Here is a 24,935-nt window from a genome sequence, read left to right as displayed (position 1 = left end):
TTGACTACATGTATATACAAATATAAAATATGAAGTAAACATGTATATACAAGTTTTTTGGTTCTTTTTTCTTATATAAAAAAACGATCTCGGAGGGGATAGTATGGCTGATTATCAGGCAGCAGCAGATCAGATTGTGAAAGCCATCGGCGGCAAAGAAAATATCGATCAAGCGACACATTGTGTAACAAGGCTGCGCTTTGTGCTGAAAGATGAAGGCAAGGTGGATGAGAAAGCACTTGAACAAATTGATGAAGTGAAGGGATCTTTCTCAGCGAACGGTCAATACCAAGTTGTTATCGGCCAAGGGGTCGTCAATCGAGTATATGCCGAAATGGTCAAAAGGACGGGAATTGGGGAAGCCACAAAAGAGGACGTCAAGCGTGCCTCTGATCAAAAATTGAATCCATTGCAGCGTGCTGTGAAAACGCTTGCTGATATCTTTATACCGATTCTTCCTGCTATCGTCACAGCCGGTTTATTAATGGGGATTAATAATATTTTAACAGCTCCTGATATTTTCTTCGATCAAAAATCGATTGTGGATGTGTACCCGGCATGGGCTGATTTAGCGAATATGATCAACTTAATTGCTGGCACTGCCTTCACGTTCCTGCCAGCATTAATTGGCTGGTCAGCTGTGAAGCGGTTTGGGGGGAATCCACTTTTAGGGATGGTCCTCGGTCTGATGCTCGTACATCCAGACTTGTTAAACGCATGGGGCTATGGAGCGGCAGAGAAGACCGGTGACATTCCTGTTTGGAACTTGTTTGGACTTGAAGTGCAGAAGGTAGGCTATCAAGGACAGGTTCTTCCGATACTCGTTGCCTCCTATTTACTTGCAAAGCTCGAATTATTTATCACAAAACGGACACCTGAAAGTATTCAGCTGTTAGTGGTTGCACCGATTACGTTATTAGTCATTGGATTTTTATCATTTATCGTCATTGGACCTGTTACATTTGCAATCGGTAACGTTTTAACATCTGGACTTGTAGCGGTATTCCAGCAATTCGCAGCACTTGGCGGTCTATTATACGGCGGACTGTATGCAGCATTAGTCATTACAGGAATGCACCATACGTTCCTCGCTGTTGATATTCAATTGATTAACTCAAAGCTGCACGGCACGTTCCTCTGGCCAATGCTTGCACTGTCCAATATCGCACAAGGATCAGCTGCCCTTGCGATGATGTTTGTCTTAAAAGATGAAAAGCAAAAAGGACTTTCGCTGACATCCAGTATATCTGCTTATTTAGGAATTACTGAACCGGCCATGTTTGGGGTCAACCTGCGTTATCGATTCCCATTTATTTTTGCTCTGATCAGCTCAGGATTAGCCGGTATGTTTATCGCCTCTCAAGGGGTGCTGGCAAGCTCAGTTGGTGTTGGAGGCATTCCAGGAATCTTCTCCATTATCCCGAAATATTGGGGTGCATTTGCAATCGGAATGGTGATTGTACTCATCCTCCCATTCATCGGTACTCTTTTATATGCAAAACTAAAAAAGAAGAAGGATTTTTCAGACGAACTTAACTAGTGGTGGTGAAGGAAATTGAATCAGCAAACAAATGAACCGTGGTGGAAAAAAGCGGTGGTCTATCAAATTTATCCGAAAAGCTTTTTAGATACAACAGGCTCTGGGACAGGTGATATCAATGGCGTGACGAAAAAGCTTGATTATATCAAAGAGCTTGGGGCGGATTGTATTTGGCTCACGCCAATGTATGAGTCCCCGCAGCATGACAACGGCTATGATATTAGTGATTATACAAAAATCCATGACATGTACGGCACAATGACAGATTTTGAACGCATGCTGAAGGAAGCGCATGAGAGAGGAATACGAGTCATCATGGATCTAGCCGTTAACCATACATCCATTTTCCATGAGTGGTTTCAAGCCTCGCGTGAGTCAAAGGATAACCCTTATCGAGATTATTATATTTGGAAGGAGCCAAAAGCGGATGGATCTCCGCCGAATGATTGGCAGTCGAAATTTGGCGGTCCAGCCTGGGAGTTAGACGAAGTAACAGGAGATTATTATCTTCATTTATATGATGTCACTCAGGCGGATCTCAATTGGGAGAAGGATGAAGTGCGCAGGAAAGTATATGACATCATGCACTTTTGGTTTGAAAAAGGAATTGATGGGTTCAGGCTGGATGTCATCAACAACATCTCAAAGGATCAGCGTTTCTTAGATGATGCCGGACAATCTGTGCAAGGCGACGGCCGCATGTACTATACAGACGGGCCAAGAATTCATGAATTTCTGCATGAAATGAACCAGGAGGTTTTTTCGAAATACGATAGCATGACAGTGGGAGAAATGTCTTCAACGAATATCGCAGACTGTATTCGGTATACAAGACCTGATCGGCAGGAGCTGGATATGACGTTTAACTTCCATCATTTAAAGGTGGATTATCCAAACGGTGAAAAGTGGGCGATCGCACCATTTGATTTTCAAGAATTGAAGTCGATTCTTTCTGAATGGCAGACGAAAATGCATGAGGGCGGCGGCTGGAATGCGCTGTTCTGGTGCAATCATGATCAGCCGCGTATCGTCTCAAGGTATGGTGATGATGACACGTATCATCAGCAATCAGCGAAGATGCTGGCAACCACAATGCATCTCATGCAAGGGACTCCTTATATTTATCAAGGTGAGGAAATAGGCATGAAGAATCCTCGCTTTGAGGACATTTCGTCTTACCGTGATATCGAATCACTCAATATGTACGAAGTCATGCTTGAAAAGGGGAAATCAAAGGAAGAAGCACTCGCCATTTTACAGGTCAAGTCAAGAGATAATGCGCGAACACCAATGCAGTGGACCTCAGAGAAGAATGCAGGTTTCTCAACAGGAACGCCTTGGATTGAGCCAGCCAATAACGACATTTCGGTCGAGGCTTCATTAAAAGATCGGACGTCCATTTTCTATCATTACCAAGCCCTTTGCAGACTGCGTAAAGAACTTGACGTGATCACATATGGCAGCTTCTCCTTACTCCTAGCAGAAGATCCAAAGATTTTTGCTTATGTTAGAGAAAGCAAGGATGAGAAGCTCCTCGTGATCAACCACTTTTATGCAGGGGAGACGGACTTTACGCTTCCTGATGAGCTTGTGCAGGCTGCTGATGAGATGGAGAGTCAAGTGCTGTTATCCAATTATGAGGATGTGCCGGCACATATCAAGGGATTTACGTTGCGCCCATATGAGTCAATCGTTTATCATTTAACCAAACGCTAGAAAATGGGGCGGAGGGAAAATGAAAGAGAATAAGTTTCGAGTGATTTATGATCAGCTCGCAAGACGAATTGAACAAGGTGAATGGCAGGATAAAGGTATCCTCCCATCAGAGCATGAGCTTTCGATCATGTACGACACGTCCCGGGAGACGGTGAGAAAGGCATTAAATATTCTTGTGCAAAATGGCTATATCCAAAAAATCCGCGGGAAAGGCTCTGTATTGCTGAATCGGGAGAAAATGCAGTTCCCTGTATCAGGTCTTGTCAGCTTTAAAGAGCTTTCCAAAACGCTTGGCCGAAAGACAGTTACAACGGTTCATGAATTTGGTTTAATCAAACCGGATCAGTATATTCAGTCTCAGCTGAAAATTGATGGACAGACGGACGTCTGGAAAGTCATTCGCTCTCGCAATATTAGCGGGGAAGAAGTGATTTTAGACAAGGACTACTTTTTGCAAAAGCATGTTGAAGTATTGTCTAAAGACATATGCGAAGGATCAATCTACGAGTATATTGAAGGAGAACTCGGTGTATCAATCAGCTATGCTCAAAAGGAATTTGTGGTAGAGCCATGTACAGAAGAGGACGCCAAGTACCTTGATTTAAAGGGATTTGACCATGTCGTCGTGGTAAAGAATTATGTGTTCTTAGAGGATACGAGTCTATTTCAATACACAGAAAGCCGTCACAGGTTAGACCGCTTCAGGTTCGTCGATTTTGCTAGAAGAGAAAAAAAGGACAGAGCATAGGCTCTGTCCTTTTCAGGTTTTGGAGAAACGGGGATATACACAACGACAAAATTTTGATATACAGGAGGAAAAATGATTAGACTGAATCGACCACTAAAATTACGGGATTTAGAAATTTTTAGCGTGATGAAAGATCATCGAATATTATGTTACGTCATCATTGAAGATACTCGAAAACCGTTTACGGAAGAAGATAGAAAACTAGATCCATTATGTTATATGGATGAAGAAGATATACAAGCGATTTTGAATGTGTTTCATATTTCAATTATTAATGATGAAAAGTTAAGTGAAGAGGATTTAACTCTTGTCCAATCGTATTTTGCTGAATTTGTAAATAATACGAATTTAACGAATTTTATTACGAGAGATTATGTTCAAGAGGATTTATATGCCATCGATGATGAAGATGACATCACGTTCTTCAATAGAATGCTGCGTCATATAGGATCAGATGATGTGAAACAATTTGATAAACGCAATTGGATTTATTTATCACAGGATTGAGATGGGAAAAGGACAGAGCATAGGCTCTGTCCTTTTCTTTTAGGATGATACATTTTTTCTTGTACGCTTACGCTGGTAGTAATAGAGGATACCGCCTGAGGCAAGCATGAGTACGCCAATCAATACAGCTGTATACATCATTGTTGCTGTATTCGGCAGTGTGCCGCCTGGGAGTCCGGTTCCATCTTGGTTTGGATCTGTACCTGTACCTCCGCCTGGCGCTGAACTTCCGCCGTCTCCACCAGTTTGATCTGGCGTTGTTCCAGCTGCCCCGCTTTGGTTGAGTACGGTGTATTCGCTGAAGTGCTCAGTTTGACCTGAAACGACCCCATTTTCGAATGATCCATTACTTGTTTTGGCATAACGATTTTTCTTGCGGTCTACATAATATACACCAGGTTTCTTTGCCTTTTGAGGCTCATCTAATGTAAAGGATAGTGTAACAGGATCTTTAAAGGTAGAAACCTTTTTCTGATCTTGTTTGATTTGGAAATCATACGTATTCGTTAATGCATTTTTCACCTTATCCGTCTTTGTCATCGATATTTCTGCGTTTTTCTCGGACAAGTTAGAGAGCGGTAATGCGAGTCCCACTTTGTCATGATAAATAGTGACGTTCGGATCTTGCTCTCTTTTCTTCAGCTCGGTTACCTGTGCTTTTGATAGTGACAATTGAACGTTTTTCGCTTCGCTCGCTTTGTCTAAATAGAGCAATGCTTTGTTTGTATGCTGCACATACGTTTGGAATTTCTCATCATCTTGAATGTCATAAGCGCCTTTTCCTTTCGCACGTGGAAGGAACACTTCTTTCACTCGATGATTGATGACAGGAGAAATATGCCCGCCGTCTGCCTGTTCAATTTGCTCTTTGAAGATTTCATAGTCAACATAGCCTAAGTCTTCGCCGTGAGAGGCTTCTGTAAAGACGCTGTAGCCATCGCCGCCTGTCCCGACAAATGCGTTTGTTGCCACGCGGTATGTTTTCTTATCATCAATGTCTGTTAGTTTGCCGTTTTTGTCTTTCAGTTTGACATCAATGAGTCTGCTGCCAGCTGGTTTACTCAGTGTAAACGTATATTCAATGCCGGCTACATGAGGGAATGCGCCGCCGCCTTCCTCAATGCCTGAAAGCCCTTGTTCGAGCGCTTTCTTTATTTGGCTGCCTTTTAAATCCGCAACATAGAGTGTGTTTCCGAATGGCATGACCGTTAAAATATCACCTAAAGTGATATCTCCTTTTTCAATGCTGCCTCGAATACCGCCGCCGTTTGTGATGGCAAGATCAGCACCAGCAGATTCCTGCGCTTTCTTCAGCATGCCGTCAGCAATAAAGTTCCCAAGGTTCGTTTCCTTCGCCCGGACGTGCTCTCGTTGTCCGTCTAAGAGGACATCAGTAGACCCGACTTTTTCCGTTTTTAAATCTTGAATATCTGCCTTGTACTGATCGAGGATCGCTTTTGCATCGGCATCTTCTTTGACAGAGTCATCGATGGTGATGAGGTCAAAAGAAGATTTCTTTGGCTGTACGACGCCTTTTTGATTAAAGGCCACATCTACTTTCCCTAAGAATTGTCCGTAGTCTTTCACCTGCGCGACAATCGTTGGTTCTTTCTTATTGACGACCTTTAATTTTTCTACAAGGGTGTGCGTGTGACCGCCAATGATTAAATCAATACCGTCTACTTTTTGAGCCAGCTCAAGGTCACGGTTATAGCCAATGTGTGTTAAAGCAATGATTTTATTGATTTTTTCTTCTGTTTGAATGGTGTTGACTGTTTCCTTTGCTTTCTTGTATGCATCTTTGAATTGAATGTTAGGGCCGCTGCTGGATGTAATGGCCGTGTCTTCAGTGGTTAAACCGAATACCGCCACCTTTTCACCGTTTACATCAAGCAGGATGTATGGGTAAATCCCAGCTTCTTTTTTCTCACCAGCTTTAAATGTGGCTGGCTTTTTCACTAAGCCGCTCAATTGTTTTTCCTTAGAGACATCAACGTTTGATGACACAATCGGGAATGCAGGCTTTTCAAATTGATGACGGTTTTTCGCATCTACATCTGATGCATCACCTGTCAGGAATTGACGAAGAACAGAAGGACCTTTGTCAAATTCATGATTACCAAACGTCATGGCATCATATTTCATTAAGTTCATCAGTTTGAGATCGGCAAGTCCTTGCCATTTTGTGAAATATAGGTCACCAGAGAAGACATCTCCAGCATCTAATAAAATGTTGTTCTTGCTTTCGGCCCGAACTTCTTTAATCTTTGTGGCACGTCTTGCCGCATCATCAAGGTGGGCGTGTGTATCGTTTGTATGCATCACCGTTAAATTCCAGTTGTCTGATGCAGGCGGTTCTGTTGTGCCATCCTCTTTAAAGGCTAGCTTGTACACACCAAGACCATCTGTGCTGGCGTTACGAACAAAGTCTACGCTGCTAGATTTTTCAGCAAACGGCTTAGCTAAAAGAGAAGATTCGAATGTGACTGTTGCGCCTTTGATTGGTGCAATGGACCAGTTTTGGTCCGCACTTGGGTTGATGGTTTTTTGTTCGATAATATAATCCATCAGCACTTGGCGGTTCTCATCGGCTGAGGCAAGCACCACTTTATCTTGCGTCAGATGCGGGAAGCCACCGCCGCCAGAAGCTCGATAGTTGTTTGTCACGACTAAAAATTCTTGATTGTCAGAGACTGGTTTTCCGTTGTAGGACAGGTTTTTGATGCGGTTTGCATTCGCATTGACAAGAGTGCCTGTTGTGCTGTACTTAGCAGGCTGCGTCACATCAACTTGATAGGTGACACCATCGATCACATCAAAGTTATACGAGCGGTATTCTTCGTTTAAAATAGGTTGTTCATTTGAATCGTTTGGTTTGATCTGATTAAACTGTCCGGCAGACATCTCGAGCCAGTCTTTCACTTCACTGCCTTTCAGTTTGACAATTTGCACGGTGTTATCGTAAAGGTAGAGATCGCCGATGTTTTTAATCGCTAAATCACCTTTTGCGATATTTGTATAATAATTTACACCGTTTCGGCCGCCGGCTTTAAACGGGGCGCCTGCAGATAAAATCGGTAAGTTTTTGTATGACGTATCCTTCATTTTTTCTTGTGCATACCATTTTTGTGCATCCGTCACAATTTGAATAGAAGGGTCATCCATCACTTGAGCAAAAAAGCTGTTAATGTCTGCTTCTGTTTTACCGACAGGCTTTCTTACATAATCAAGTGTGTTTTGATGCGTCGTTTGAATAGCATCTTTTACAGTGCTGTTTTGAGAGGTGACTCCTGCAACAGATTCAATCTTTCCTGTTCCATCTGTGACTTTCCAGTTGCTGCCGTCAGGCTCTAATGTTAAATCAATGACGCCGAGGTAGCTTCCCCAGTTTTTAGACATGACGACTGGAATGCCGTTGATGGTTCCTTTTGAGACATCGAATTTGTCAACGCCGCTATATTCAGCGCTTGGGAATGTGCCGTGCTGGTGGCCAGACACGATCGCATCAATGCCTTTCGTTTTCGTGGCAAGGTCAAAGATCATATTTTCTGATCCTTTAGGCGAAGCGGTTTTTTCAATTCCTGTATGGGCAAGAGCGACGATGATATCTGCCCCTTTTTCCTTCATTTCAGGAATGGTTTCATTGGCAGATTCGACGATATCCTGCACTTGAACTTGTCCATCTAAATGCTTCTTATCCCACGTCATAATTTGTGGTGGAACGAATCCTATGTAACCGACTTTCACAGTTTGTGAGGCTCCGTTTGCGTCTTTAAATGTTTTTTCTTGAATCACATAAGGCGTAAAACGGTGTTCTCCATTTAACTTTTTGACGTTCGCATTGACAATTGGGAAGTTAGCCCCGGCAATAGTACCGTCAAGAAATGATAATCCGTAGTTAAATTCATGATTGCCAAGTGTTCCTGCATCGTACTTTAGTTTGTTGAGTGTATGAATAATGGGGTGAACCTTTGTTTGATTGATGATGCCGTCTTTCTCATTTTTGTAAACGTATTCTCCAAGAGGGGTTCCTTGAATCAGGTCTCCGTTATCAACAAGGAGTGTATTTGGATTTTGTGAACGGTGCTTTTCAATTAGCTCGGCTGTTTTTGCCAAACCAAATTCATTTGTTTCTTTGTCGCTGTAATAATCATAATTCATCATGTTCGCATGAACATCCGTTGTGGCTAAGATGCTGACTTTTACGGCATCGCCGTTTTCTATTGCTGCATGAGTAGGTACTGCTGGGAGAATGAGACTAATCATCATAATGGAAGTGAGCAGAATAGACAGGTTTTTCCTTCGTTTAGACCTATGTGTTTGCTTCTTCACCTGATCTCCGCCTTTCTAATTTTTTTGACCACAATACCTATTGTAGAAATGTTTCGTTAACTTTTGTAGTTATTTTTTGCAGATTATTGTAAAGATAACATAAATCATACGAATTACCTTGTTGAGGAAATATAAATAAGTCTAAATGCTTATTTTTATCATAAGGGGTTTTCTGATCGGGATAGGATGTTTGATTTCAATGTACCCGGGTATAGTGTGTAGTGTAAACGATAATCAAGCAGGAGGGTTTCTACATGGGTAAGAAAATTGCAGTTGTATTAACAGATTACTTTGAGGATGTTGAATTCACCGAGCCTGCAAAAGCCTTTAAAGATGCAGGCCATGAGGTCACAGTAATTGAAAACGAAAAAGGAAAAACAGTGAAAGGGAAGCAAGGAGAAGCAGAAGTGAGAGTGGATGCGTCCATTGATAACGTGAAGCCTGAAGACTTCGATGCTCTGCTGATTCCTGGCGGTTTCTCACCAGACATTCTGCGTGCAGACGATCGCTATGTCCAATTCACAAGAGCATTTATGGACGAGAAAAAACCAGTATTTGCGATCTGTCACGGACCGCAATTGCTCATTACAGCGAAGACGCTGGAAGGCAGAGGCGCGACTGGCTATACATCCATTCAAGTAGATATGGAAAACGCAGGCGCCAAATTCAAAGATGAAGAAGTTGTTGTTTGTCAGGATCAGCTTGTGACAAGCCGTACACCTGATGACATTCCAGCATTTAACCGTGAATCATTAAAACTGCTCGCAAAATAAGCAGTTTTTTACAGGATAAATAAAGCCAGCACCTTGCGGGGTGCTGGCTTTTTCTGTGCATGGATGGAAGAAAGCGGCGTAAACCGCAATCTGGTTTCCTTTGCACGTTTATTTTCTTAAGTTTTTTAGCTCGCTTGCGATGGCTTGCATTTCACTTGGGCTGAATGAAGATTTTTTCATCACCATTTGGTGTAGAAATTCAATATCTTCGTACTTGTCTGGACTGAAGTCTTCGGCTTTGATGACTCCAATGTTCAGCATATTTAACTTTTGCGAAATGTCTTCAATCAGCTGATTGACTTCAGCCGCTTTTTGCTCTGACAAGGGCGGCACGTCCTTTCCTGCATATGTGAATAACATGTCTATTTTAACAGAAATGCAAAAGAATAAAAGGGCTATTAAGACGACAAGGAGATGTTTTTCTCCTTTTTCTCCTGCTTGATCTTATCAATGATTCGTTTAGATTCAAACACGACAACTCCTGATAAACCGATAAGGCCGATTAAGTTCGGAACAGCCATCAGTCCGTTTAGCATATCCGCCACGCCCCAGACGAAATCATTCTTAAACACGGCACCGAAAAAGACAGCAATAACAAACACAACACGATAATACATCACATACGAATCTTTTGCCAAATATGTAAAGCATTTTTCACCGTAATAGGACCAGCCAATAATGGTGGAATAAGCGAATAAAAGTAAGCCGATTGCAACAATGATTGAGCCGATTGGTCCAAGGAAATGAGCAAAGGATAACGAGGTGAGTGCATCACTTTTTTCTGTGACGTACATATCGGCCATGACAATTGTGATCCCTGTAATGGAACAAACAATCATCGTATCAATAAATACTTGCGTCATTGACACAAGCGCTTGACGAGCAGGCATATCTGTTTTGGCAGCAGCTGCAGCGATTGGTGCAGAACCAAGACCTGCTTCATTGGAAAATACCCCTCTCGCCACACCCCAGCGGATTACGGTACCGATCGCACCGCCTGCAACGGCTTGACCTGTAAATGCATCCGTAAAAATGAGCCCGACTGCACTTGGGACAAGATCCGCATTCATGACAAGAATGATCAGCCCGCAAATGACGTAGAATAAAGCCATGACCGGTACAAAAATAGCCGTCACCCGGCCAATGCTTTTAATCCCGCCTAAAATCACGAGCGCAGTAAAGGCCGTAATAATAATGCCTGTGATCCATGTTGGAATCTGAAAGGTTGAATTCATGACACCAGAAATCGAATTTGACTGCACGAGATTCCCAATTCCAAAGGCAGCCGCAGCACCAAAAATAGCAAACAGCACCCCTAGCCATTTTTGCTTCAAGCCATGCTCCAAATAGTACATCGGCCCGCCGGACATTTCACCTTTTTCATTTTTGACACGGTATTTCACTGCGAGAACAGCTTCAGCATATTTTGTCGCCATTCCAAAGAACGCTGCAAACCACATCCAAAACACAGCGCCTGGTCCGCCGGCAATGACAGCAGAGGCGACCCCTACAATATTTCCCGTTCCAACCGTTGCAGCAAGAGCTGTCATTAATGCTTGGAAGTGAGAAATATCACCTTCTGATGTCTTGTCTTGCTTTGAAAATGCAAGCTTCAGCGAATAGGGGAGCAGCCTAATTTGAATAAAGAGTACGCGAAAGGTAAGGTAAATCCCAGTCCCCACGATCAAAAACAAAAGCGGCGGTCCCCATAATACATCATTGATATTGCTGACAATCTGTTCTACCCATCCCATATGTATCCCCCTTTATTTGTGCAATTCTCCTAAAGTGTCCCCTTTTTTTGTATAATGTGTCAATGCCGATGGGAGTTTTTCTTGCAAAGTTTTCAAAAGAAAAAGGGCTTGATATGATAGAGAAAAGGTTTTCGAAAGCAGTTTCTAGGGAAAAGATAGGAGGAGAATGAAGGATGATTCATGTATTATTCGTATGTCTTGGCAATATTTGTAGGTCACCGATGGCAGAGGCCATGTTTAGAAAACGAGTAGAAGATGAAGGACTAAGCGAGCACTTTGTCATTGATTCAGCAGGCATTGGCGGCTGGCATCAAGGCAGTCCTCCGCATGAAGGAACACGAAAGCTGCTTGATGAAAAAGGGATCAGCTATGAAGGGATGTCCGCAAGACAAATCATACGTGAGGACATCACAGCATACGACTATATCATTGCGATGGATGCTGAAAATGTAGGGGCACTTCGCAGTATAGCCGGTTATGGGAAACATCACTTTATTGGCCGTCTTCTTGACTTTGTTGAAGACGATGATCGAGATGATGTGCCAGACCCTTATTACACTGGAAACTTTGAGGAAGTACATGATTTAATTGAAACAGGAATTGATCGTTTTTTGACGTATGTAAAGAAAGAGAAACACCTTTAACTGAAAGGAGATCAGACGAGATGGAAGAGAAAAATCAAATCATGCTTCGAGGAGCTGTGATAGGAGCAGCTTGCGGCGCACTGCTGACATTATTTCATCGGCCAACGAGAATTGCGCTTAAAGACAAATGGGATGACTGTCAGGAAAAGCTGGCGGAATACCGTCAGGAGCCAGCCAGAATTTCTGCTTGCGTGAAAGAAAAAATGGAAGAAACGAAGCAGCTGATGCGAACAGTCTCAGATGATTTGTCATTTTTAAATGAACAAGTCAATCAGTTAAAGGAAACAACCCCAAAAGTATTAGAGATTATTGAAGAAACAAAGGATCACTTTCGATCGAAATAGAAAGATTGATCATTGGAGATGAGGCGTATGGGTTTTATTAAAGCGTTAATTGAACGCTTTTTGCTGCATGAAGGACCAGCAAAATCTGCTGAGCTTGCTTACTTCTTTTTGCTTTCATTATTTCCGTTTCTCATCTTCGTGCTGACACTCGTTGGATATTTGCCGCTGACGTCGAAGGATGTCCTGAGCGTCATCTCTGGTTATGCGCCAGAAGGAGCGCTTTCGATGATTGAATCCATCGCCGAAGAGACACTGAACAGCCGCAACGGCGGATTGTTGTCATTCGGGATTATTGCCGCCCTTTGGTCTGCATCTAACGGGATTAATGCCGTCGTCAGAGCATTTAACCATGCTTACGAAGTTGAGGAAAATCGTTCCTTCATTCTCGTACGTTTAACATCAATCATCTTAACCATAGCGATGGTTCTTACGATTATTTTTGCCTTAATGCTACCTGTTTTTGGAAAAGAACTTGGCTTATTTGTCGCTAAATTAGTTGGGCAGTCAGATGCCTTTCTCACCATTTGGACGGCCATGAGGTGGATCATTAGCCCGCTGATTTTATTGATTGTGTTTACAGCCTTGTACTATTTCGCCCCAAACATCAGACTGAAATTGAAATTTGTTCTGCCAGGCGCCATTTTTGCATCGATTGGATGGATTTTGGTCAGCATGCTGTTCTCATTTTACGTAGGCGAGTTTGCTAATTACAGCGCGATGTACGGAAGTATTGGGGGAATCATTATTTTAATGATCTGGTTCTATTTAACCGGCATCATGATTATCCTTGGCGGCGAGCTCAATGCGCTTTTACATAAGCGTAAAATCGTACCAGGCAAGGTGTGAAGAAATCTGGGCATCCTAAAGAAGAACGAACATGTTCAATCTTGATGGATGGGGGAATCACATATGTCCAAACAATCGAAAAAAGGCGGAAGCAACACGAAACAAAACAAAGGCCATCAGCCAAAGCACAAAACAAGCGGCAGTGCGAACGGGCAAAATGGTTATCATTAAATGAAAAAACTCCTCTGCGGTGCAGGGGAGTTTTTATTTCGACAATCGTATATACCGCTTAAGGTTAAAAGCTGTATCAGGTTTTGACTGGTAATGAGAATCAAGCTGAAACCCTGCGTTTATCGCTACACGTTCACTTCTGACATGGCCAACAGGACAAAAAATTTCAAATCCATCGACTTTAGGAGCAAAGGTATCTGTCATATATTTCACGATGGTTGTCACAATGCCTTGTCCTTGAGCGTCTTCATCAATCCAATAACCGATATTGCCTACTTGTTGATCAAACGTCAGACGGAGCACACCGATTAATTGCTCGTTCAGCTGAATGCCAGCTTCCAACCCTTTTTGTTCAATGTAGGTGGTTTGAGTTGATTGAATAAACGTTTTGACTGCTTCTATGCTTTTGCAGTGATGAACCCAAGGCAGCCACTCCCCTAAATGAGCCTTATTTTTTTGAATAAGGCTAAATAGTGTGTCCGCATCATCTATTTGTAGAGATGCCAAAGTCAACTCATTTGTGATGTTATAGGTAAACAACGATTGACCCTCCATTTTAGTGACTTTCCACCACTGCCGTCGTTCTCCCAAACCGAACGCAGCATAACACAAATAATATCACGATGCTGACAAGGTAAAGTAAATTCATTCCTTCAAACGTTTGCACAAAGAATCCTCCAAGTACCGGCCCGAGAATACTGCCTGCACTAAACGCCATCCCGCACATTAAATTCCCGGCGGGAAGCAGATGCTTTGGCAATAAGTCGGTCATATAACTGATGCCAAGTGAGAAGGTAGAGCCTACAGCCATTCCGGCGATAAAGAAACAAATGGCGACAGCCAAAACGGATTGAATGAAGATCCCTGCTAAAAGGAAAAAGAATGATCCAGCGAGTGTCACACATAAAATGATGCGGCGTCTGCCAAACCGGTCACTGAGCATTCCAAGAGGAAGCTGAAAGACAATGCTCCCAATGGCAAACGCAGGTAAAATAAACGCAACCGCATCTACTGTCACCCCGCTTCTTAGCGCATACACAGGGAAGTTACTATTAAGTGTCGTTTCTAAAAATCCATAGCAAAATGGCATCATAAAGGCGACCCAGCCAAATTGAAAGGCCTTTTTGAAGCGCTTCAAACTGTTTGTCTGCTCTGACGTTTGCACTTCGCCTGTATCTGGATATGTATTTTTTAAAACAAACACAAGCAGCCAAATACATAAACTAACGGCACCAGAAACAATAAAAGGCAAAGCTGGATTGATCTCAATGAGCGGCGTTAAAAAAGGGCCGGCGGCAAAACCGAGTCCAAACGATAATCCATACAGTGAAATGTTTCTTCCGCGATTTCTCGAGGATGAAGCATAGGTCACCCACGTCTGTGTAGAGAAATGCAGCATATGGTCACCAATCCCGATCATAAGCCGGAGGAAGAACCAGACGACATAAGATTCAAAAAACACAAAGCTAAACAAGCTTAAAAAGACAGCGGCGCCTCCAATGACGATTAACGGCTTAAATCCAAACCGGCGAAGCGGTGCTTCCATAAAAGGAGACGCAAGCAGTACTCCGAGATATAAGCCTGTGGCATGCAGTCCGTTTAACGTAGGAGAAGTACCGGCATGTTCGAAAATAATGGAAATGACAGGAAGTAATGCACCCTGTGAAAAACCAGACACGGATACAAGTAAAATTAAAATCATAAAGTGAATTCTCGACATAAGATGCTCCTTACAAGTTCATATTTTCATCGTACAATGGAACCATAGGGGTTTCAATAGAAAGGTGGAAAAGGAATGAAGCTGACATACAAAAAGGATCATTGGATCGCACATAATGAGGACAGGCAGCTGCCTATTTCAGGAACAGAAGAAATGGGGTACCGTCCATCTCAATTGTTCACCTCAGCCATTGCAGGCTGCTTTGGAGAAATGCTCATTCATGTGTGCCGTAAAAAGCGAATATCCTATAAAGGGCTGACGATCACACCTGAAACGACAAGGGCAGGAGCTGTAAACAAGATTTCCTGCATTCATTTACATATCTTATTTGAAGACATTAATACATCTGATGAACAAATCGATAAAGTGATCACCCTTGCATTGAAGCATTGCTCTATGGTGCAGTCCGTGAAAGGAAGTATTGATATCACCTTCTCACACGCACGAATCTAAAATGTATATGATGCCGGCACTCACGAAAGAATAACAGTCAGACATATGTAAAGGAGAATGGCTGTATGAATCGTTTATTTCTTGTGATTGTCGCAATCGGTGTTCCGCTATCGGTGATTGGCAGTTTTCTTCATTTCCCGCAGGTCGTCATGTTTGCCGTTTATTGTATCGCCATTATTGGTCTTGCTAGTTTTATGGGAAGAGCCACAGAAAGTCTTGCCATCATTGCGGGGCCCAGAATTGGCGGACTTTTAAACGCTACATTTGGAAATGCGGTGGAGTTAATCATTTCGTTTTTTGCTTTAAAACAAGGACTGACGGCCATCGTACTTGCATCATTAACAGGATCGGTCATCGGAAATTTACTGCTTGTGGCTGGCTTGTCTTTTTTCGTTGGCGGATTAAAATATAAGCGCCAAGTATTCAATGTCCATGATGCAAGGCACAATTCAGGCTTGCTTATGTTTGCCATTATTGTAGCGTTTGTCATTCCAGAAGTGTTTTCGATGGAGATGGCAGAGAATAAACAGTTTGTTTTAAGCATTGGGATTAGCATTGTCATGATTTTGCTTTATGTCGCGGCGCTCTATTTCAAACTGGTCAGCCACCGCGGGGTGTATGTTGCCAAGCAGGAGAGCATGGAAGGCGAAGCAGAGACGGAAGAAGAAACACCTGAATGGTCTGGAAAGTTTGCCACTGTCATTTTGCTGCTTTCGACGATCGCAGTTGCGTACATTTCAGAGCGTCTTGTTCATACATTTGATACGGTAGGAGAACAATTTGGCTGGAGTGAGCTGTTTATCGGTGTCATTATTGTGGCCATCGTCGGCAACGCGGCAGAACATGCCTCAGCTGTCATCATGGCGTATAAAAACAAAATGGATGTAGCAGTAGAAATCGCCTTTGGCTCCACGCTTCAGGTTGCCATGATGGTCGCGCCAATCCTTGTCATCAGCTCTCTATTTTTCGACAAGCAGATGCCGCTCATTTTCTCCTTGCCAGAACTCATTGCAATGGCATCCTCTGTACTGCTCACGGTCATTTTATCAAATGATGGTGATACAAACTGGTTTGAAGGCGCCACATTACTCGCTGCCTATTTTATTATGGCGATTGGATTTTTCCTTTTATAATGTTTTGTGGATAAGGGACGTCTTTCGGGAAAATACTATGGAAAAATGAATGAGAAAGAGTGATGATATGAAAAAGATGCCCCGCATCATGTTTGTTGTTCTCTTATCCTTAAGTTTTCTATACAGCTTTCCAGCGGAGGCGGCAAAGCCATTTAAAGTGCCATCCTCTGTCGCAAGTATTTCAAAGGAGAATACGTATCCGAACGCGTCACAGGATCAGCCGCTGCTCCAGCCGAGCGAGCTGACGGCTGAATTGTTCAAAACAACAAGTGTCCCGATTGAAAATACTCATTTGATTAAAATGCTGAATGAATCCAGCATTTCAGGGACGCCATTAGCAGTTGGATACCGCGCGACCATTTTCCTTGGGAGATGGGCACTGAGCTACGATTCAAACGAAACCGTCGCCAATTGGGAATACAAAAAGGTGAATACGAACCATATCGATAACAGAGGCGGCAATAAAACAGCCATTGGAAAATACGTTCAAAAGCAGCAAGTGAAAGTAAGCGGCGGACTCACAGCAAAAGTACCAAACCCAGAAGATGTGAAAACATTGATGATGCAAAAAGCCATTCAAAAAACAAAGCTGCCCCTCGCGTTTGACACCGTAATTGGTGCAGGAACAAAACGAGATCAGTCTTACCATGTCTCTCCAAAAAAAGCAGCATCGCTTCATGCCTATGCACCAGCGATTAACGAAAAAGGTAAGGTTACTTACGGAGAAGTGTACCTTGTGCTAAAAGGAAATAAACGCAAACTCGTCGTGAAAAACGTGACCTCACAAGGAATCGGCGCTTGGATTCCTGTTCAGGATCACCTGACGTTTGGGTTTCAAGGGATGAATTAAAACAGTCATCTCCTCTTATCAACAGAGGAGATGACTGTTTTTTGCTAATATGTGTTCTCTTTTTTTCTCTTTAGTTCATTTTTGTAAAAGTCAAAGGCGTTATATAAATACCAAATGATAAAAAGAAAGAAGATAACTTTAGTCAATATCGGGATAAGGGATGATCATAAATCCATAATAAGAAAACCACCATGTTTTAAAAATGAAACTCATCTCCTTGGAAATTGTAAATGTTAACATCTTATACATATATTACATTTTATTAAGAAAATAAAAAAGCCATAGTAGAAGTTGAATGAACTCAACGACTACTATGGCTTAAGTTTTTTATTCCCCTAAATCCACATTATGATAAACCTGCTGCACGTCTTCAAGCTCTTCTAAAACATCGATCAGCTTTTCAAATTGTGCCTTAGATTCATCATCTAATGTCACCTCGTTTTGCGGGAGCATTGTGATTTCAGCGACAGTGAATTCTTCAACACCGGCTTGTTTGAATGCTTCTTGTACTTGATGGAATTGATCTGGTTCAGCGTACACAATCACCGTTTCATCTTCTTCCATGATGTCACGTACATCAACATCTGCTTCCATTAAAAGCTCAAGTGTTTCTTCTTCGCTTTTCCCTTCGACACCGATGACAGCTGTTTCGTCAAACATGTAAGCAACAGAGCCGCTTACGCCCATGTTTCCGCCGTTTTTCCCAAATGCTGCTCGAACATCTGAAGCTGTACGGTTCACGTTATTGGTGAGGGCATCAACGATGACCATTGATCCGTTTGGACCAAATCCTTCGTAGCGCAGCTCATCGAAGTTCTCTTCCGCACCGCCTTTGGCTTTTTCAATGGCACGGTCCACAATATGTTTTGGGACACTATATGTTTTTGCACGTTCTAGGACAAAACGAAGTGCTTGGTTTGATTCTGGGTTTGGCTCACCTTGTTTGGCTGCCACATAGATTTCACGCCCGAATTTTGCGTAAATACGACTTGTACTGGCATCCTTTGATGCTTTCTTTTCTTTAATGTTGTTCCACTTACGACCCATCTTATTCACTCTCTTTCACTTAGAAAATACACAGTATGAGGGTCCCCATGCTGCATGAAATCATTCTGCTATCTATTATACATGAATCAGTCAAGAGGATAGAAGTAAGAGGGCTGAAATGAAGAGAATTGTTAGCTGATGTGCCCAAGCTGTTCAAGCATTTCATGTTTTTCGTGAGCCCGAGTCAGCTCGTCGCACCGAATGATCCTGCCATCTGATAAGGTGAAAAGAGCTGTGACATCTATTAAACCCCCGTCTCCGCTTGCAAGGTCAACATGTACCGTGTAACGAAAACAAGCTTGCTGCGTTTCTTCATCAAATAACACATCATGAAAGGCGGGGATCGCAAGCTGTGTTGTCATTTCTTTTAATGTGGATAGATGCTTTTTAAATTCATCAAGCGTGGAAACCTTCCCATCGGTCACTTGCTGATAGTCAGGTGAAAAGTATGTCTCCACCTTTTTTACATCGAACTTGGTTAATACCTCTTGATACATCTCCTTGATGAAAGAAATTGCTTCTGTTTTTGTCATTCCATACATCCTCTCTATTATTAACTGGTTAACTAAATAACATTATAATTAACTGGTTAACAAAATACAAATAAAAAAATAACCCCATATAGAATGAGGTTATTTTGCAGGCTGGGGATAAGCGAGATCCTCAAGCAATTTGACATCATGCTGATGAAGTTGCTTGATCATTTCTTTTCGCACAGCGAGAGCGGCTTCAAAGTATTTTTCGTCTTCGACCATTCCCTTAACTGTGATTTCAATTCCGCGATTCAGCTTATTCAAGCCCATAATTCCATGAACTTGAAAGGGTTCAATGGCGTTTTGGAATTCATCTTTTTTTAGTAAATCATGATGCATTTGATTTAAATTGTCACATGCTGATTCAAGTGCTTGGAAGGCGATATCTGGGTTTTGATTCGCGCTAATTAACACAGATTCCGTAATCCGCATATATTGCATGTTATAGTTTTGGATTTGCCTGATATCCCCGTTAGAAATGGTTAACAGCTTGCCGCTCCATTCTCTAATTTGCAGAGAGCGGAGACCAATCTCTTCAATGGTTCCATTAAAGAGGTTATTCACCGTCACATAATCCCCTTTATGAATCTGGCGTTCATAGATGAGAAAAATGCCTGCTAAAATATCACGAATGAGCGTCTGGGCGCCAAAACCGATGACGATCCCAGCGACACCAGCACCCGCAAGAATTTTCCCGAAGTCATGAAAGAAAAGAGAAATGACATAGAGCACAAAGCAAATCGAAGCGGTGTATTTCGTGACCGATTTGACCAAGCTCTCAATCGTTTTCTTCTTTTTATCCTCTATAAACTCAGTTCGTTTAAAGAAAATTTGAAGGGCTTTGTTGATCATAAAGACAGCAAGCCAAAGAACGAGCCCAACAAGGAGAATTTCAATGTATTTATTTTTGACCACTGTCAGAAATGTATCGTCCATCTATCGGTTACCCCCTGGCTGTTCGAGAAGTAAAATCAACATCTTGATAATAGCTGTTTTTCACTAGCACATTCGGACCGAGGCACTGCACGCTTGGGCAATGACAATTCAGCTCTTTTGCTAATTTTGTGTCCATCCAGCGTGTATAGGCTGATTGCAATGTATCAGTTGCAATGTTTCCAAGCGGCGGTGTATCGCCAAAGTCTGTCACAATAATATTCCCATCAAAAATATTCACATTCAACCGCGAACGGCCGTCAGGGTCATTTCGTACTGTGACATTTTTCTCCTGGCGCAATCGATTGAGGAGGCGCTGGTCTTCTTCGTCTGTGCTGCATGAATAAAATGGCAGGGTGCCAAACAGCATCCATGTGTTTTGATCACGAATATCAAGCAGCTGATGAATCGCATCCCGCATTTGCGGAAGCGTCAATGATTCAAGGGCGCTGGCGAAATCACTTGGGTACATCGGGTGAACTTCGTGGCGCTGGCATTTCATCTCCTCGACGATCTGCCGGTGGATGTGCTCAATATATGGAAGCGTGCGCTTATTCAGCATAGTTTCAGCGGATACAGTTACGCCCGCTTTGACAAGTGCCTGACTATTTTCAATCATGCGGTTAAATAATTTCTCGCGCTGCTCAAAGGTTGGTTTACGATCCATCATAGCAAAACCGACTGTTGCAAACTCTTCAACAGTGCCCCAGTTATGTGAAATGTGAAGGACGTCTAAGTATGGAATAATTTCTTCATAGCGCGCCAAATCAAGGGTTAAATTTGAATTGATTTGTGTACGCACGCCGCGTTCATGGGCATACTTTAATAAAGGGACGACATATTCCCGTACAGATTTAAGAGAAAGCATAGGCTCTCCGCCTGTAATACTGAGTGAGCGCAGGAGCGGAACTTCATCTAAACGTCGGAGTAACAAATCGATCGGCAGCGCATTCGGGTCTTTAGGCTGTAAGGTATAGCCGACCGCACAATGCTCACATCTCATGTTACAGAGCGTTGTTGTCGTAAATTCAATATTTGTCAGCTTCATTTCTCCGTAATCCTGCACATCGAGATAGGCTTCCCAAGGGTCGTATGCAGGTGTGATCGGACGAAGTGCTGTTTTTTGGTTCATGGTATCTATCTCCTTTTCATTCGGGCAAACGTAGACCCGCCAACAGTTAATTTTAAGCCTCATCACGGTTATACGCAAGAGGGACACAATTGATTTACAAGGGAAAAAAAGATAAGCTATAAACAAACGCTAAAGGGAGTGTATCGATGGGCAAGGCAGCAGACAGCAAAGAGCAGCAGGTTGATTATTTAAAGAACCGATTAGATATGTTTATGAATGTGATTGATTCATTAGATCCCGAATCAACAGACGTTGAGGATATAGACAGACTGATCCAGATGATTGACGACCTGGAAGCGAAATATGAACGGTTTAAAAATGATTGGAAGGAAGAATAGCTCGCGCGGTGCGGGCTTTTTTTCTTTAAATTGGCAGGTGAATCGGTGTATGAGTCTCGGTCTTATTCTGCACAATAGAAGAAAAACCGGGAAGTGACGTAAATGAAAAAATTCATGCTGATCTGTTTATGTGCGCTTTTTGTTTCCATGCCTCTTTCAGAAGCAGGAGCCGTGTCTAATAAGCCCATCCACTGGGGATTTGCGAAAAGCAAAGAGCACAGGCCGCCGGATGCGGGCAAAGAATTGACGGCACTCTTAAAAAAGTATGATGCCTTCTATTTAGGCAACACGAAAAAGAAAGAGATTTATTTCACCTTTGACAACGGCTATGAAAATGGGTACACACCCAAGATCTTAGCCGTGCTGAAAAAACATCAAGTACCAGGCACCTTTTTTGTGACAGGTCATTTTGTAAAGGACCAGCCTGGGCTTGTCAAACGTATGGCAGAAGAAGGTCATATCATTGGCAACCATTCCTATCATCATCCAGATTTAACAACAAAAAGTACGAAAGAAATCAAAGAAGAACTGGACCGTGTCAATGAAGCTGTGTACAAAATCACAGGAAAACAAGATAACCTCTATCTCCGTCCGCCGCGCGGTGTGTTCAGCGAAAGGGTACTAAAAGAAACGAAACAGCTAGGCTACCAAACTGTTTTCTGGTCAGTGGCGTTTGTAGACTGGCATATCCATCATCAAAAAGGAAAACAGTATGCTTATGATCAAATGATGAAGCAGGCGCACCCAGGTGCCATTTACTTACTTCATACCGTCTCAAGAGACAATGCAGAAGCGCTGGATGATGCCATCACCGCTCTGAAAAAACAAGGATATTCCTTTAAAAGCCTAGACGATCTCATGCTTGAAAAAGTATGGCATCTGCCTCAGCTATAGAAAAAAAGCTTGCAGAACACCTGCGAGCTTTTTCTTTATCCTTCCCTTATTTTACGTTGAAACAAAATCGGATGATGACGCGAGAAAGAGTCAATCAAGCCCTCACCGAAAATCGTGATGCTTTGCTCCCAAGGATGTCCTAGCAAGCCCCAATGCATCTCTTTTGATAAAAAGAAATAATAATCTCCGTTCGGAAGCACAGGTACTGTCCATTCTCCGAATTCATCTTTTTCAAATGAGCCGTATGGTGTGATCCAGTAGCATTCGTGCTGCCAATCAAGTGCCAGCATATATTCGTCTGTTCCAGTGATATTCTCCTGAAAAGAGAGCAGTGCCTTTTTTTCAAGATCTTCATCTGCATGTAGAAGAGAAGAGTCCTCAAAATACGCAGAGATATCATATGTGATGTAAGGAGAGGGTGCTTGAAAAGCGGGAAAGCGAGAGATGCTTGGTTTAAATTTAAACTCTCGAGCAAATGTCTTCCATGCGAACTTTAGTTCTTTGTCTTTCAGTGGAATCCAGTTTTCCATATTATTTTCCTCCCAAGCACTTCTCTCAAAACACTATTTAAAAATCCTAAACCATCCTTTATGTTTAAACCATAAAAGCATACCCGAAACGAGCAGACCCATGAAAATCAGCACGCCAAAATAGCCGTATTTCCAATGTAATTCAGGCATGTTGTCAAAGTTCATTCCGTACACCCCAACAATAAAGGTCAGTGGAATAAAAATGGTCGACACAATGGTCAATGTCATCATAATCGCATTCATCCGGTTGGAATTCAGCGTCTGATAGCTGTCTCGTAAATCCGCTGTCATGTCCCGGTTCGACTCAACGATCTCTGTGAGCTTCAAAAGATGATCGTAAATATCATTAAAATACGCTTGGCGGTTTGTATCGCTTTTCATCGTATTTGTGTTCACAATACGATATAAAAGGTCCCTCATCGGGATAATCGTTCTTCGCAGTTTGAGCAAATCGGATCGGATTCCGAATACTTCGTTCATCAACGTGCCATACGTTTTATGACCTTCTTCATCCTCAATTTCATTCAGCCTGTCCTCTATTTGATAAATAATAGGGAAATAATCATCAACAAGCTGATCAATCAGCATGTAGGCAATATGCTCAGGTCCGCTGTTTCTTTCTTTATCAGACCCTTTGAGCTTTCGAATGACACGATCAATGTATGGCGCTTCCTTTAAATGAAAGGTCACGATATAGTTTTCACCAACAAACAGATCAACTTCCTCAGAACGCAGCGTTTTTTGATTAAGGGCATGCAGCACGAAAAATAAATACCCCTCATAAAAATCAAGCTTCGGCCGCTGCAAATAATGGAAGCAATCCTCAATCGCAAGCGGATGGAACTGAAAATATTCCTTCAAAAGCGCTGCTTCCTTTTCCGTTGGTGCATGAAAATCAATCCAATACCAGGCGATTTCGGGGCTTGAAAGCTGCTGCATTGTTGCATGTTCAATCAAGTCGCCGTTTTTTGTCACTGCAAGTTTTCTCAGCATGTGCACCCCTCCAGACTTGCATTATATCATGAAGCAGCGCCGGTGAACTTATACGTTTTCTACATAAAAAAGCCGATCTCAGAAAGAGATCGGTTAAATGTGCGTGTATGATTGATGGATAAAACCGAGAATTAAGGACGATGGAACGTAACGAATTTATCTTGACGGTCAAACCAGCCTCTAAACGCCCAGTTATCCCAGCCGCCATCGCCGTTGTTTTTAAATGTACCGCTTTCGAATACCCAAATTCCGTAAACAACATTACCAAGATTAGCAGTAGCGAAAGTTTTGACGCCGTTAAAACGGTCTTCGTAGTTCTGGCTTAGGTTAAAGACCATGACATTATATCTGCCGCCAGCAGCGTAGAATGTGCTTTCCATGACGCTTTTCACGAATCCAGAACGGTTTGCATTTGCGTTTACTGCGTTTACAATGGCATTGGCAATCCCAAGAACATCAAAGTTTACGTTAACATTAGGGCTAGCCGTAGTGCCAGCTTTACCTTCAGCAGCAGCTTTGTTTAAGACAGTTTGCTGAAGTGTAGTAGAAACAGGTGCTGATGTTTTTGGCTCAGCAGCGTCAGCGAATAATGGCAGTGTCGAAGAAACAGCAGTGGCAAGTGCAACAGAAAGAATGGTTTTTTTCATTGGTCGGATCTCCTTTGTTTTTTAATTTTGGGTCTTCTTTTTTGTAAAATGTGAAACTAGGTGAAGCCGGTTATCAATGAGGTAAATATGTTCCTGCAAGATAAAACAAATGATTGCCTAATCCGCTAATTCCTTTGTTCACCTCCTTGATATGTCATAATTATACAAATATATTCAGGGAGGAAGATATCACCCAGAGGTTCTATTTCTAATTTAAGGAAAATGATCCTAAAATGTTGAAGATTGCTGTCGAATGTTAGCTGAATTCGACTAAAAACTTTCGTCTATCCAAAAGGAGAATGACCACAAATAAGGAAGATATAACTGATAAAATCTTGTACTCTTTATGTTTAAAAG

The 24,935-nt window shown here is 42.4% G+C and carries 25 protein-coding genes; 13 read left to right on the top strand and 12 right to left on the bottom strand.

Annotated features, from left to right (window positions below; translation table 11 throughout):
• Positions 1–103 precede the first annotated feature (103 nt).
• From treP to AC3WTB_RS17480, 4 genes are all read left to right on the top strand, one after another.
• Positions 104–1,540 carry a PTS system trehalose-specific EIIBC component gene (treP, locus tag AC3WTB_RS17495; RefSeq protein WP_041087235.1) on the top strand — a complete coding sequence of 479 codons (1,437 nt, stop codon included), beginning with the start codon at positions 104–106 and terminating at the stop codon, positions 1,538–1,540.
• 15 nt (positions 1,541–1,555) lie between these two features.
• Complete coding sequence (gene treC / locus AC3WTB_RS17490) at positions 1,556–3,256, top strand: alpha,alpha-phosphotrehalase (RefSeq protein ID WP_492334025.1); 1,701 nt, start codon at positions 1,556–1,558, stop codon at positions 3,254–3,256.
• Positions 3,257–3,275: 19 nt separating this feature from the next.
• Positions 3,276–4,004 (top strand): trehalose operon repressor, encoded by a 729-nt coding sequence (treR, locus tag AC3WTB_RS17485; protein WP_144491763.1) that lies wholly within the window; start codon positions 3,276–3,278, stop codon positions 4,002–4,004.
• A gap of 72 nt (positions 4,005–4,076) precedes the next feature.
• Positions 4,077–4,511, top strand: coding sequence for a hypothetical protein (locus AC3WTB_RS17480; protein WP_041087241.1), 435 nt, complete (start codon positions 4,077–4,079; stop codon positions 4,509–4,511).
• Positions 4,512–4,550: 39 nt separating this feature from the next.
• On the opposite strand, the gene AC3WTB_RS17475 is transcribed toward AC3WTB_RS17480, so the two are convergent.
• Positions 4,551–8,843, bottom strand: a complete 4,293-nt coding sequence (locus AC3WTB_RS17475) for a multifunctional 2',3'-cyclic-nucleotide 2'-phosphodiesterase/3'-nucleotidase/5'-nucleotidase (RefSeq protein ID WP_492334024.1) — start codon at positions 8,841–8,843, stop codon at positions 4,551–4,553.
• A 254-nt stretch (positions 8,844–9,097) separates the two neighbouring features.
• Here AC3WTB_RS17475 and AC3WTB_RS17470 point away from each other — a divergent pair, with 254 nt between their 5' ends.
• Positions 9,098–9,616: a type 1 glutamine amidotransferase domain-containing protein gene (locus tag AC3WTB_RS17470; protein WP_034283692.1), complete on the top strand. Its 519-nt coding sequence runs from the start codon at positions 9,098–9,100 to the stop codon at positions 9,614–9,616.
• Positions 9,617–9,724: 108 nt separating this feature from the next.
• Here the strand turns inward: AC3WTB_RS17470 and AC3WTB_RS17465 are convergent, their stop codons facing one another.
• The gene (locus tag AC3WTB_RS17465; protein ID WP_003214000.1) at positions 9,725–9,940 is read right to left on the bottom strand and encodes a DUF1128 domain-containing protein; all 216 of its coding nucleotides are present in this window, start codon (positions 9,938–9,940) and stop codon (positions 9,725–9,727) included.
• Between the two features lie 74 nt (positions 9,941–10,014).
• Positions 10,015–11,370 carry an alanine/glycine:cation symporter family protein gene (locus tag AC3WTB_RS17460; protein ID WP_492334023.1) on the bottom strand — a complete coding sequence of 452 codons (1,356 nt, stop codon included), beginning with the start codon at positions 11,368–11,370 and terminating at the stop codon, positions 10,015–10,017.
• Between the two features lie 173 nt (positions 11,371–11,543).
• Between AC3WTB_RS17460 and AC3WTB_RS17455 the strand changes: the two genes are divergently transcribed.
• Genes AC3WTB_RS17455 through AC3WTB_RS17445 form a run of 3 tightly spaced genes read left to right on the top strand, consistent with a single transcriptional unit; the run spans position 11,544 to position 13,204 of the window.
• Positions 11,544–12,014: a low molecular weight protein-tyrosine-phosphatase gene (locus tag AC3WTB_RS17455; protein WP_064497725.1), complete on the top strand. Its 471-nt coding sequence runs from the start codon at positions 11,544–11,546 to the stop codon at positions 12,012–12,014.
• 20 nt (positions 12,015–12,034) lie between these two features.
• Positions 12,035–12,358, top strand: coding sequence for a YtxH domain-containing protein (locus AC3WTB_RS17450; protein ID WP_039177147.1), 324 nt, complete (start codon positions 12,035–12,037; stop codon positions 12,356–12,358).
• Positions 12,359–12,385: 27 nt separating this feature from the next.
• A complete protein-coding gene (locus tag AC3WTB_RS17445; RefSeq protein WP_039177150.1) occupies positions 12,386–13,204 on the top strand; it encodes a YihY/virulence factor BrkB family protein in 819 nt (272 codons plus the stop codon).
• Positions 13,205–13,408: 204 nt separating this feature from the next.
• Here the strand turns inward: AC3WTB_RS17445 and AC3WTB_RS17440 are convergent, their stop codons facing one another.
• Both AC3WTB_RS17440 and AC3WTB_RS17435 read right to left on the bottom strand, forming a co-directional pair.
• Positions 13,409–13,915 (bottom strand): GNAT family N-acetyltransferase, encoded by a 507-nt coding sequence (locus tag AC3WTB_RS17440; protein WP_106025877.1) that lies wholly within the window; start codon positions 13,913–13,915, stop codon positions 13,409–13,411.
• A gap of 16 nt (positions 13,916–13,931) precedes the next feature.
• A complete protein-coding gene (locus tag AC3WTB_RS17435) occupies positions 13,932–15,095 on the bottom strand; it encodes an MFS transporter (RefSeq protein WP_492334022.1) in 1,164 nt (387 codons plus the stop codon).
• A 75-nt stretch (positions 15,096–15,170) separates the two neighbouring features.
• Here AC3WTB_RS17435 and AC3WTB_RS17430 point away from each other — a divergent pair, with 75 nt between their 5' ends.
• From AC3WTB_RS17430 to AC3WTB_RS17420, 3 genes are all read left to right on the top strand, one after another.
• Positions 15,171–15,548, top strand: a complete 378-nt coding sequence (locus AC3WTB_RS17430; RefSeq protein ID WP_492334021.1) for an OsmC family protein — start codon at positions 15,171–15,173, stop codon at positions 15,546–15,548.
• Between the two features lie 65 nt (positions 15,549–15,613).
• Positions 15,614–16,681 carry a calcium/proton exchanger gene (gene cax, locus AC3WTB_RS17425; protein ID WP_047203594.1) on the top strand — a complete coding sequence of 356 codons (1,068 nt, stop codon included), beginning with the start codon at positions 15,614–15,616 and terminating at the stop codon, positions 16,679–16,681.
• Positions 16,682–16,748: 67 nt separating this feature from the next.
• Positions 16,749–17,531, top strand: a complete 783-nt coding sequence (locus AC3WTB_RS17420; RefSeq protein ID WP_017358796.1) for a YfkD famly protein — start codon at positions 16,749–16,751, stop codon at positions 17,529–17,531.
• Between the two features lie 327 nt (positions 17,532–17,858).
• Here AC3WTB_RS17420 and AC3WTB_RS17415 read toward each other — a convergent pair whose 3' ends face one another.
• The 4 genes from AC3WTB_RS17415 to yfkAB all read right to left on the bottom strand — a co-directional run bounded on the left by AC3WTB_RS17415 (position 17,859) and on the right by yfkAB (position 21,176).
• On the bottom strand, positions 17,859–18,578 hold the full coding sequence (locus tag AC3WTB_RS17415) for a YebC/PmpR family DNA-binding transcriptional regulator (RefSeq protein WP_024425262.1): 720 nt from the start codon (positions 18,576–18,578) through the stop codon (positions 17,859–17,861).
• 131 nt (positions 18,579–18,709) lie between these two features.
• Positions 18,710–19,111 (bottom strand): nuclear transport factor 2 family protein, encoded by a 402-nt coding sequence (locus tag AC3WTB_RS17410; protein WP_251181336.1) that lies wholly within the window; start codon positions 19,109–19,111, stop codon positions 18,710–18,712.
• A 99-nt stretch (positions 19,112–19,210) separates the two neighbouring features.
• A complete protein-coding gene (locus AC3WTB_RS17405) occupies positions 19,211–20,047 on the bottom strand; it encodes a mechanosensitive ion channel family protein (protein ID WP_106025882.1) in 837 nt (278 codons plus the stop codon).
• A gap of 7 nt (positions 20,048–20,054) precedes the next feature.
• Positions 20,055–21,176 carry a radical SAM/CxCxxxxC motif protein YfkAB gene (gene yfkAB / locus AC3WTB_RS17400; protein WP_041106321.1) on the bottom strand — a complete coding sequence of 374 codons (1,122 nt, stop codon included), beginning with the start codon at positions 21,174–21,176 and terminating at the stop codon, positions 20,055–20,057.
• Between the two features lie 146 nt (positions 21,177–21,322).
• Here yfkAB and AC3WTB_RS17395 point away from each other — a divergent pair, with 146 nt between their 5' ends.
• On the top strand, positions 21,323–21,514 hold the full coding sequence (locus AC3WTB_RS17395) for an SE1561 family protein (protein ID WP_012009274.1): 192 nt from the start codon (positions 21,323–21,325) through the stop codon (positions 21,512–21,514).
• Between the two features lie 102 nt (positions 21,515–21,616).
• Positions 21,617–22,408, top strand: a complete 792-nt coding sequence (pdaA, locus tag AC3WTB_RS17390) for a delta-lactam-biosynthetic de-N-acetylase (RefSeq protein WP_492334020.1) — start codon at positions 21,617–21,619, stop codon at positions 22,406–22,408.
• Positions 22,409–22,443: 35 nt separating this feature from the next.
• Here pdaA and AC3WTB_RS17385 read toward each other — a convergent pair whose 3' ends face one another.
• The 3 genes from AC3WTB_RS17385 to AC3WTB_RS17375 form a co-directional block, all read right to left on the bottom strand.
• Positions 22,444–22,938, bottom strand: a complete 495-nt coding sequence (locus AC3WTB_RS17385) for a DUF2716 domain-containing protein (RefSeq protein ID WP_492334019.1) — start codon at positions 22,936–22,938, stop codon at positions 22,444–22,446.
• Positions 22,939–22,971: 33 nt separating this feature from the next.
• Positions 22,972–23,931, bottom strand: a complete 960-nt coding sequence (gene corA, locus AC3WTB_RS17380) for a magnesium/cobalt transporter CorA (protein ID WP_048240108.1) — start codon at positions 23,929–23,931, stop codon at positions 22,972–22,974.
• A gap of 131 nt (positions 23,932–24,062) precedes the next feature.
• Entirely contained in the window at positions 24,063–24,578 is a 516-nt protein-coding gene (locus tag AC3WTB_RS17375) for a hypothetical protein (protein ID WP_039177173.1), read from the bottom strand.
• Between the last annotated feature and the right edge of the window lie 357 nt (positions 24,579–24,935).

It is taken from the genome of Bacillus sp. EB106-04-04-XG123 (assembly GCF_058791855.1).
This window is presented reverse-complemented; position numbering and strand designations above follow the sequence as displayed.

Bases quoted from the DNA above. Each gene is read 5' to 3' on its own strand.
- treP (WP_041087235.1), top strand. From the start codon at position 104: ATGGCTGATTATCAGGCAGCAGCAGATCAGATTGTGAAAGCCATCGGC.
- treR (WP_144491763.1), top strand. From the start codon at position 3,276: ATGAAAGAGAATAAGTTTCGAGTGATTTATGATCAGCTCGCAAGACGA.
- AC3WTB_RS17480 (WP_041087241.1), top strand. From the start codon at position 4,077: ATGATTAGACTGAATCGACCACTAAAATTACGGGATTTAGAAATTTTT.
- AC3WTB_RS17470 (WP_034283692.1), top strand. From the start codon at position 9,098: ATGGGTAAGAAAATTGCAGTTGTATTAACAGATTACTTTGAGGATGTT.
- AC3WTB_RS17460 (WP_492334023.1), bottom strand. From the start codon at position 11,370: ATGGGATGGGTAGAACAGATTGTCAGCAATATCAATGATGTATTATGG.
- AC3WTB_RS17455 (WP_064497725.1), top strand. From the start codon at position 11,544: ATGATTCATGTATTATTCGTATGTCTTGGCAATATTTGTAGGTCACCG.
- AC3WTB_RS17450 (WP_039177147.1), top strand. From the start codon at position 12,035: ATGGAAGAGAAAAATCAAATCATGCTTCGAGGAGCTGTGATAGGAGCA.
- AC3WTB_RS17445 (WP_039177150.1), top strand. From the start codon at position 12,386: ATGGGTTTTATTAAAGCGTTAATTGAACGCTTTTTGCTGCATGAAGGA.
- AC3WTB_RS17435 (WP_492334022.1), bottom strand. From the start codon at position 15,095: ATGTCGAGAATTCACTTTATGATTTTAATTTTACTTGTATCCGTGTCT.
- AC3WTB_RS17430 (WP_492334021.1), top strand. From the start codon at position 15,171: ATGAAGCTGACATACAAAAAGGATCATTGGATCGCACATAATGAGGAC.
- cax (WP_047203594.1), top strand. From the start codon at position 15,614: ATGAATCGTTTATTTCTTGTGATTGTCGCAATCGGTGTTCCGCTATCG.
- AC3WTB_RS17420 (WP_017358796.1), top strand. From the start codon at position 16,749: ATGAAAAAGATGCCCCGCATCATGTTTGTTGTTCTCTTATCCTTAAGT.
- AC3WTB_RS17415 (WP_024425262.1), bottom strand. From the start codon at position 18,578: ATGGGTCGTAAGTGGAACAACATTAAAGAAAAGAAAGCATCAAAGGAT.
- AC3WTB_RS17410 (WP_251181336.1), bottom strand. From the start codon at position 19,111: ATGACAAAAACAGAAGCAATTTCTTTCATCAAGGAGATGTATCAAGAG.
- AC3WTB_RS17405 (WP_106025882.1), bottom strand. From the start codon at position 20,047: ATGGACGATACATTTCTGACAGTGGTCAAAAATAAATACATTGAAATT.
- yfkAB (WP_041106321.1), bottom strand. From the start codon at position 21,176: ATGAACCAAAAAACAGCACTTCGTCCGATCACACCTGCATACGACCCT.
- AC3WTB_RS17395 (WP_012009274.1), top strand. From the start codon at position 21,323: ATGGGCAAGGCAGCAGACAGCAAAGAGCAGCAGGTTGATTATTTAAAG.
- pdaA (WP_492334020.1), top strand. From the start codon at position 21,617: ATGAAAAAATTCATGCTGATCTGTTTATGTGCGCTTTTTGTTTCCATG.
- AC3WTB_RS17385 (WP_492334019.1), bottom strand. From the start codon at position 22,938: ATGGAAAACTGGATTCCACTGAAAGACAAAGAACTAAAGTTCGCATGG.
- corA (WP_048240108.1), bottom strand. From the start codon at position 23,931: ATGCTGAGAAAACTTGCAGTGACAAAAAACGGCGACTTGATTGAACAT.
- AC3WTB_RS17375 (WP_039177173.1), bottom strand. From the start codon at position 24,578: ATGAAAAAAACCATTCTTTCTGTTGCACTTGCCACTGCTGTTTCTTCG.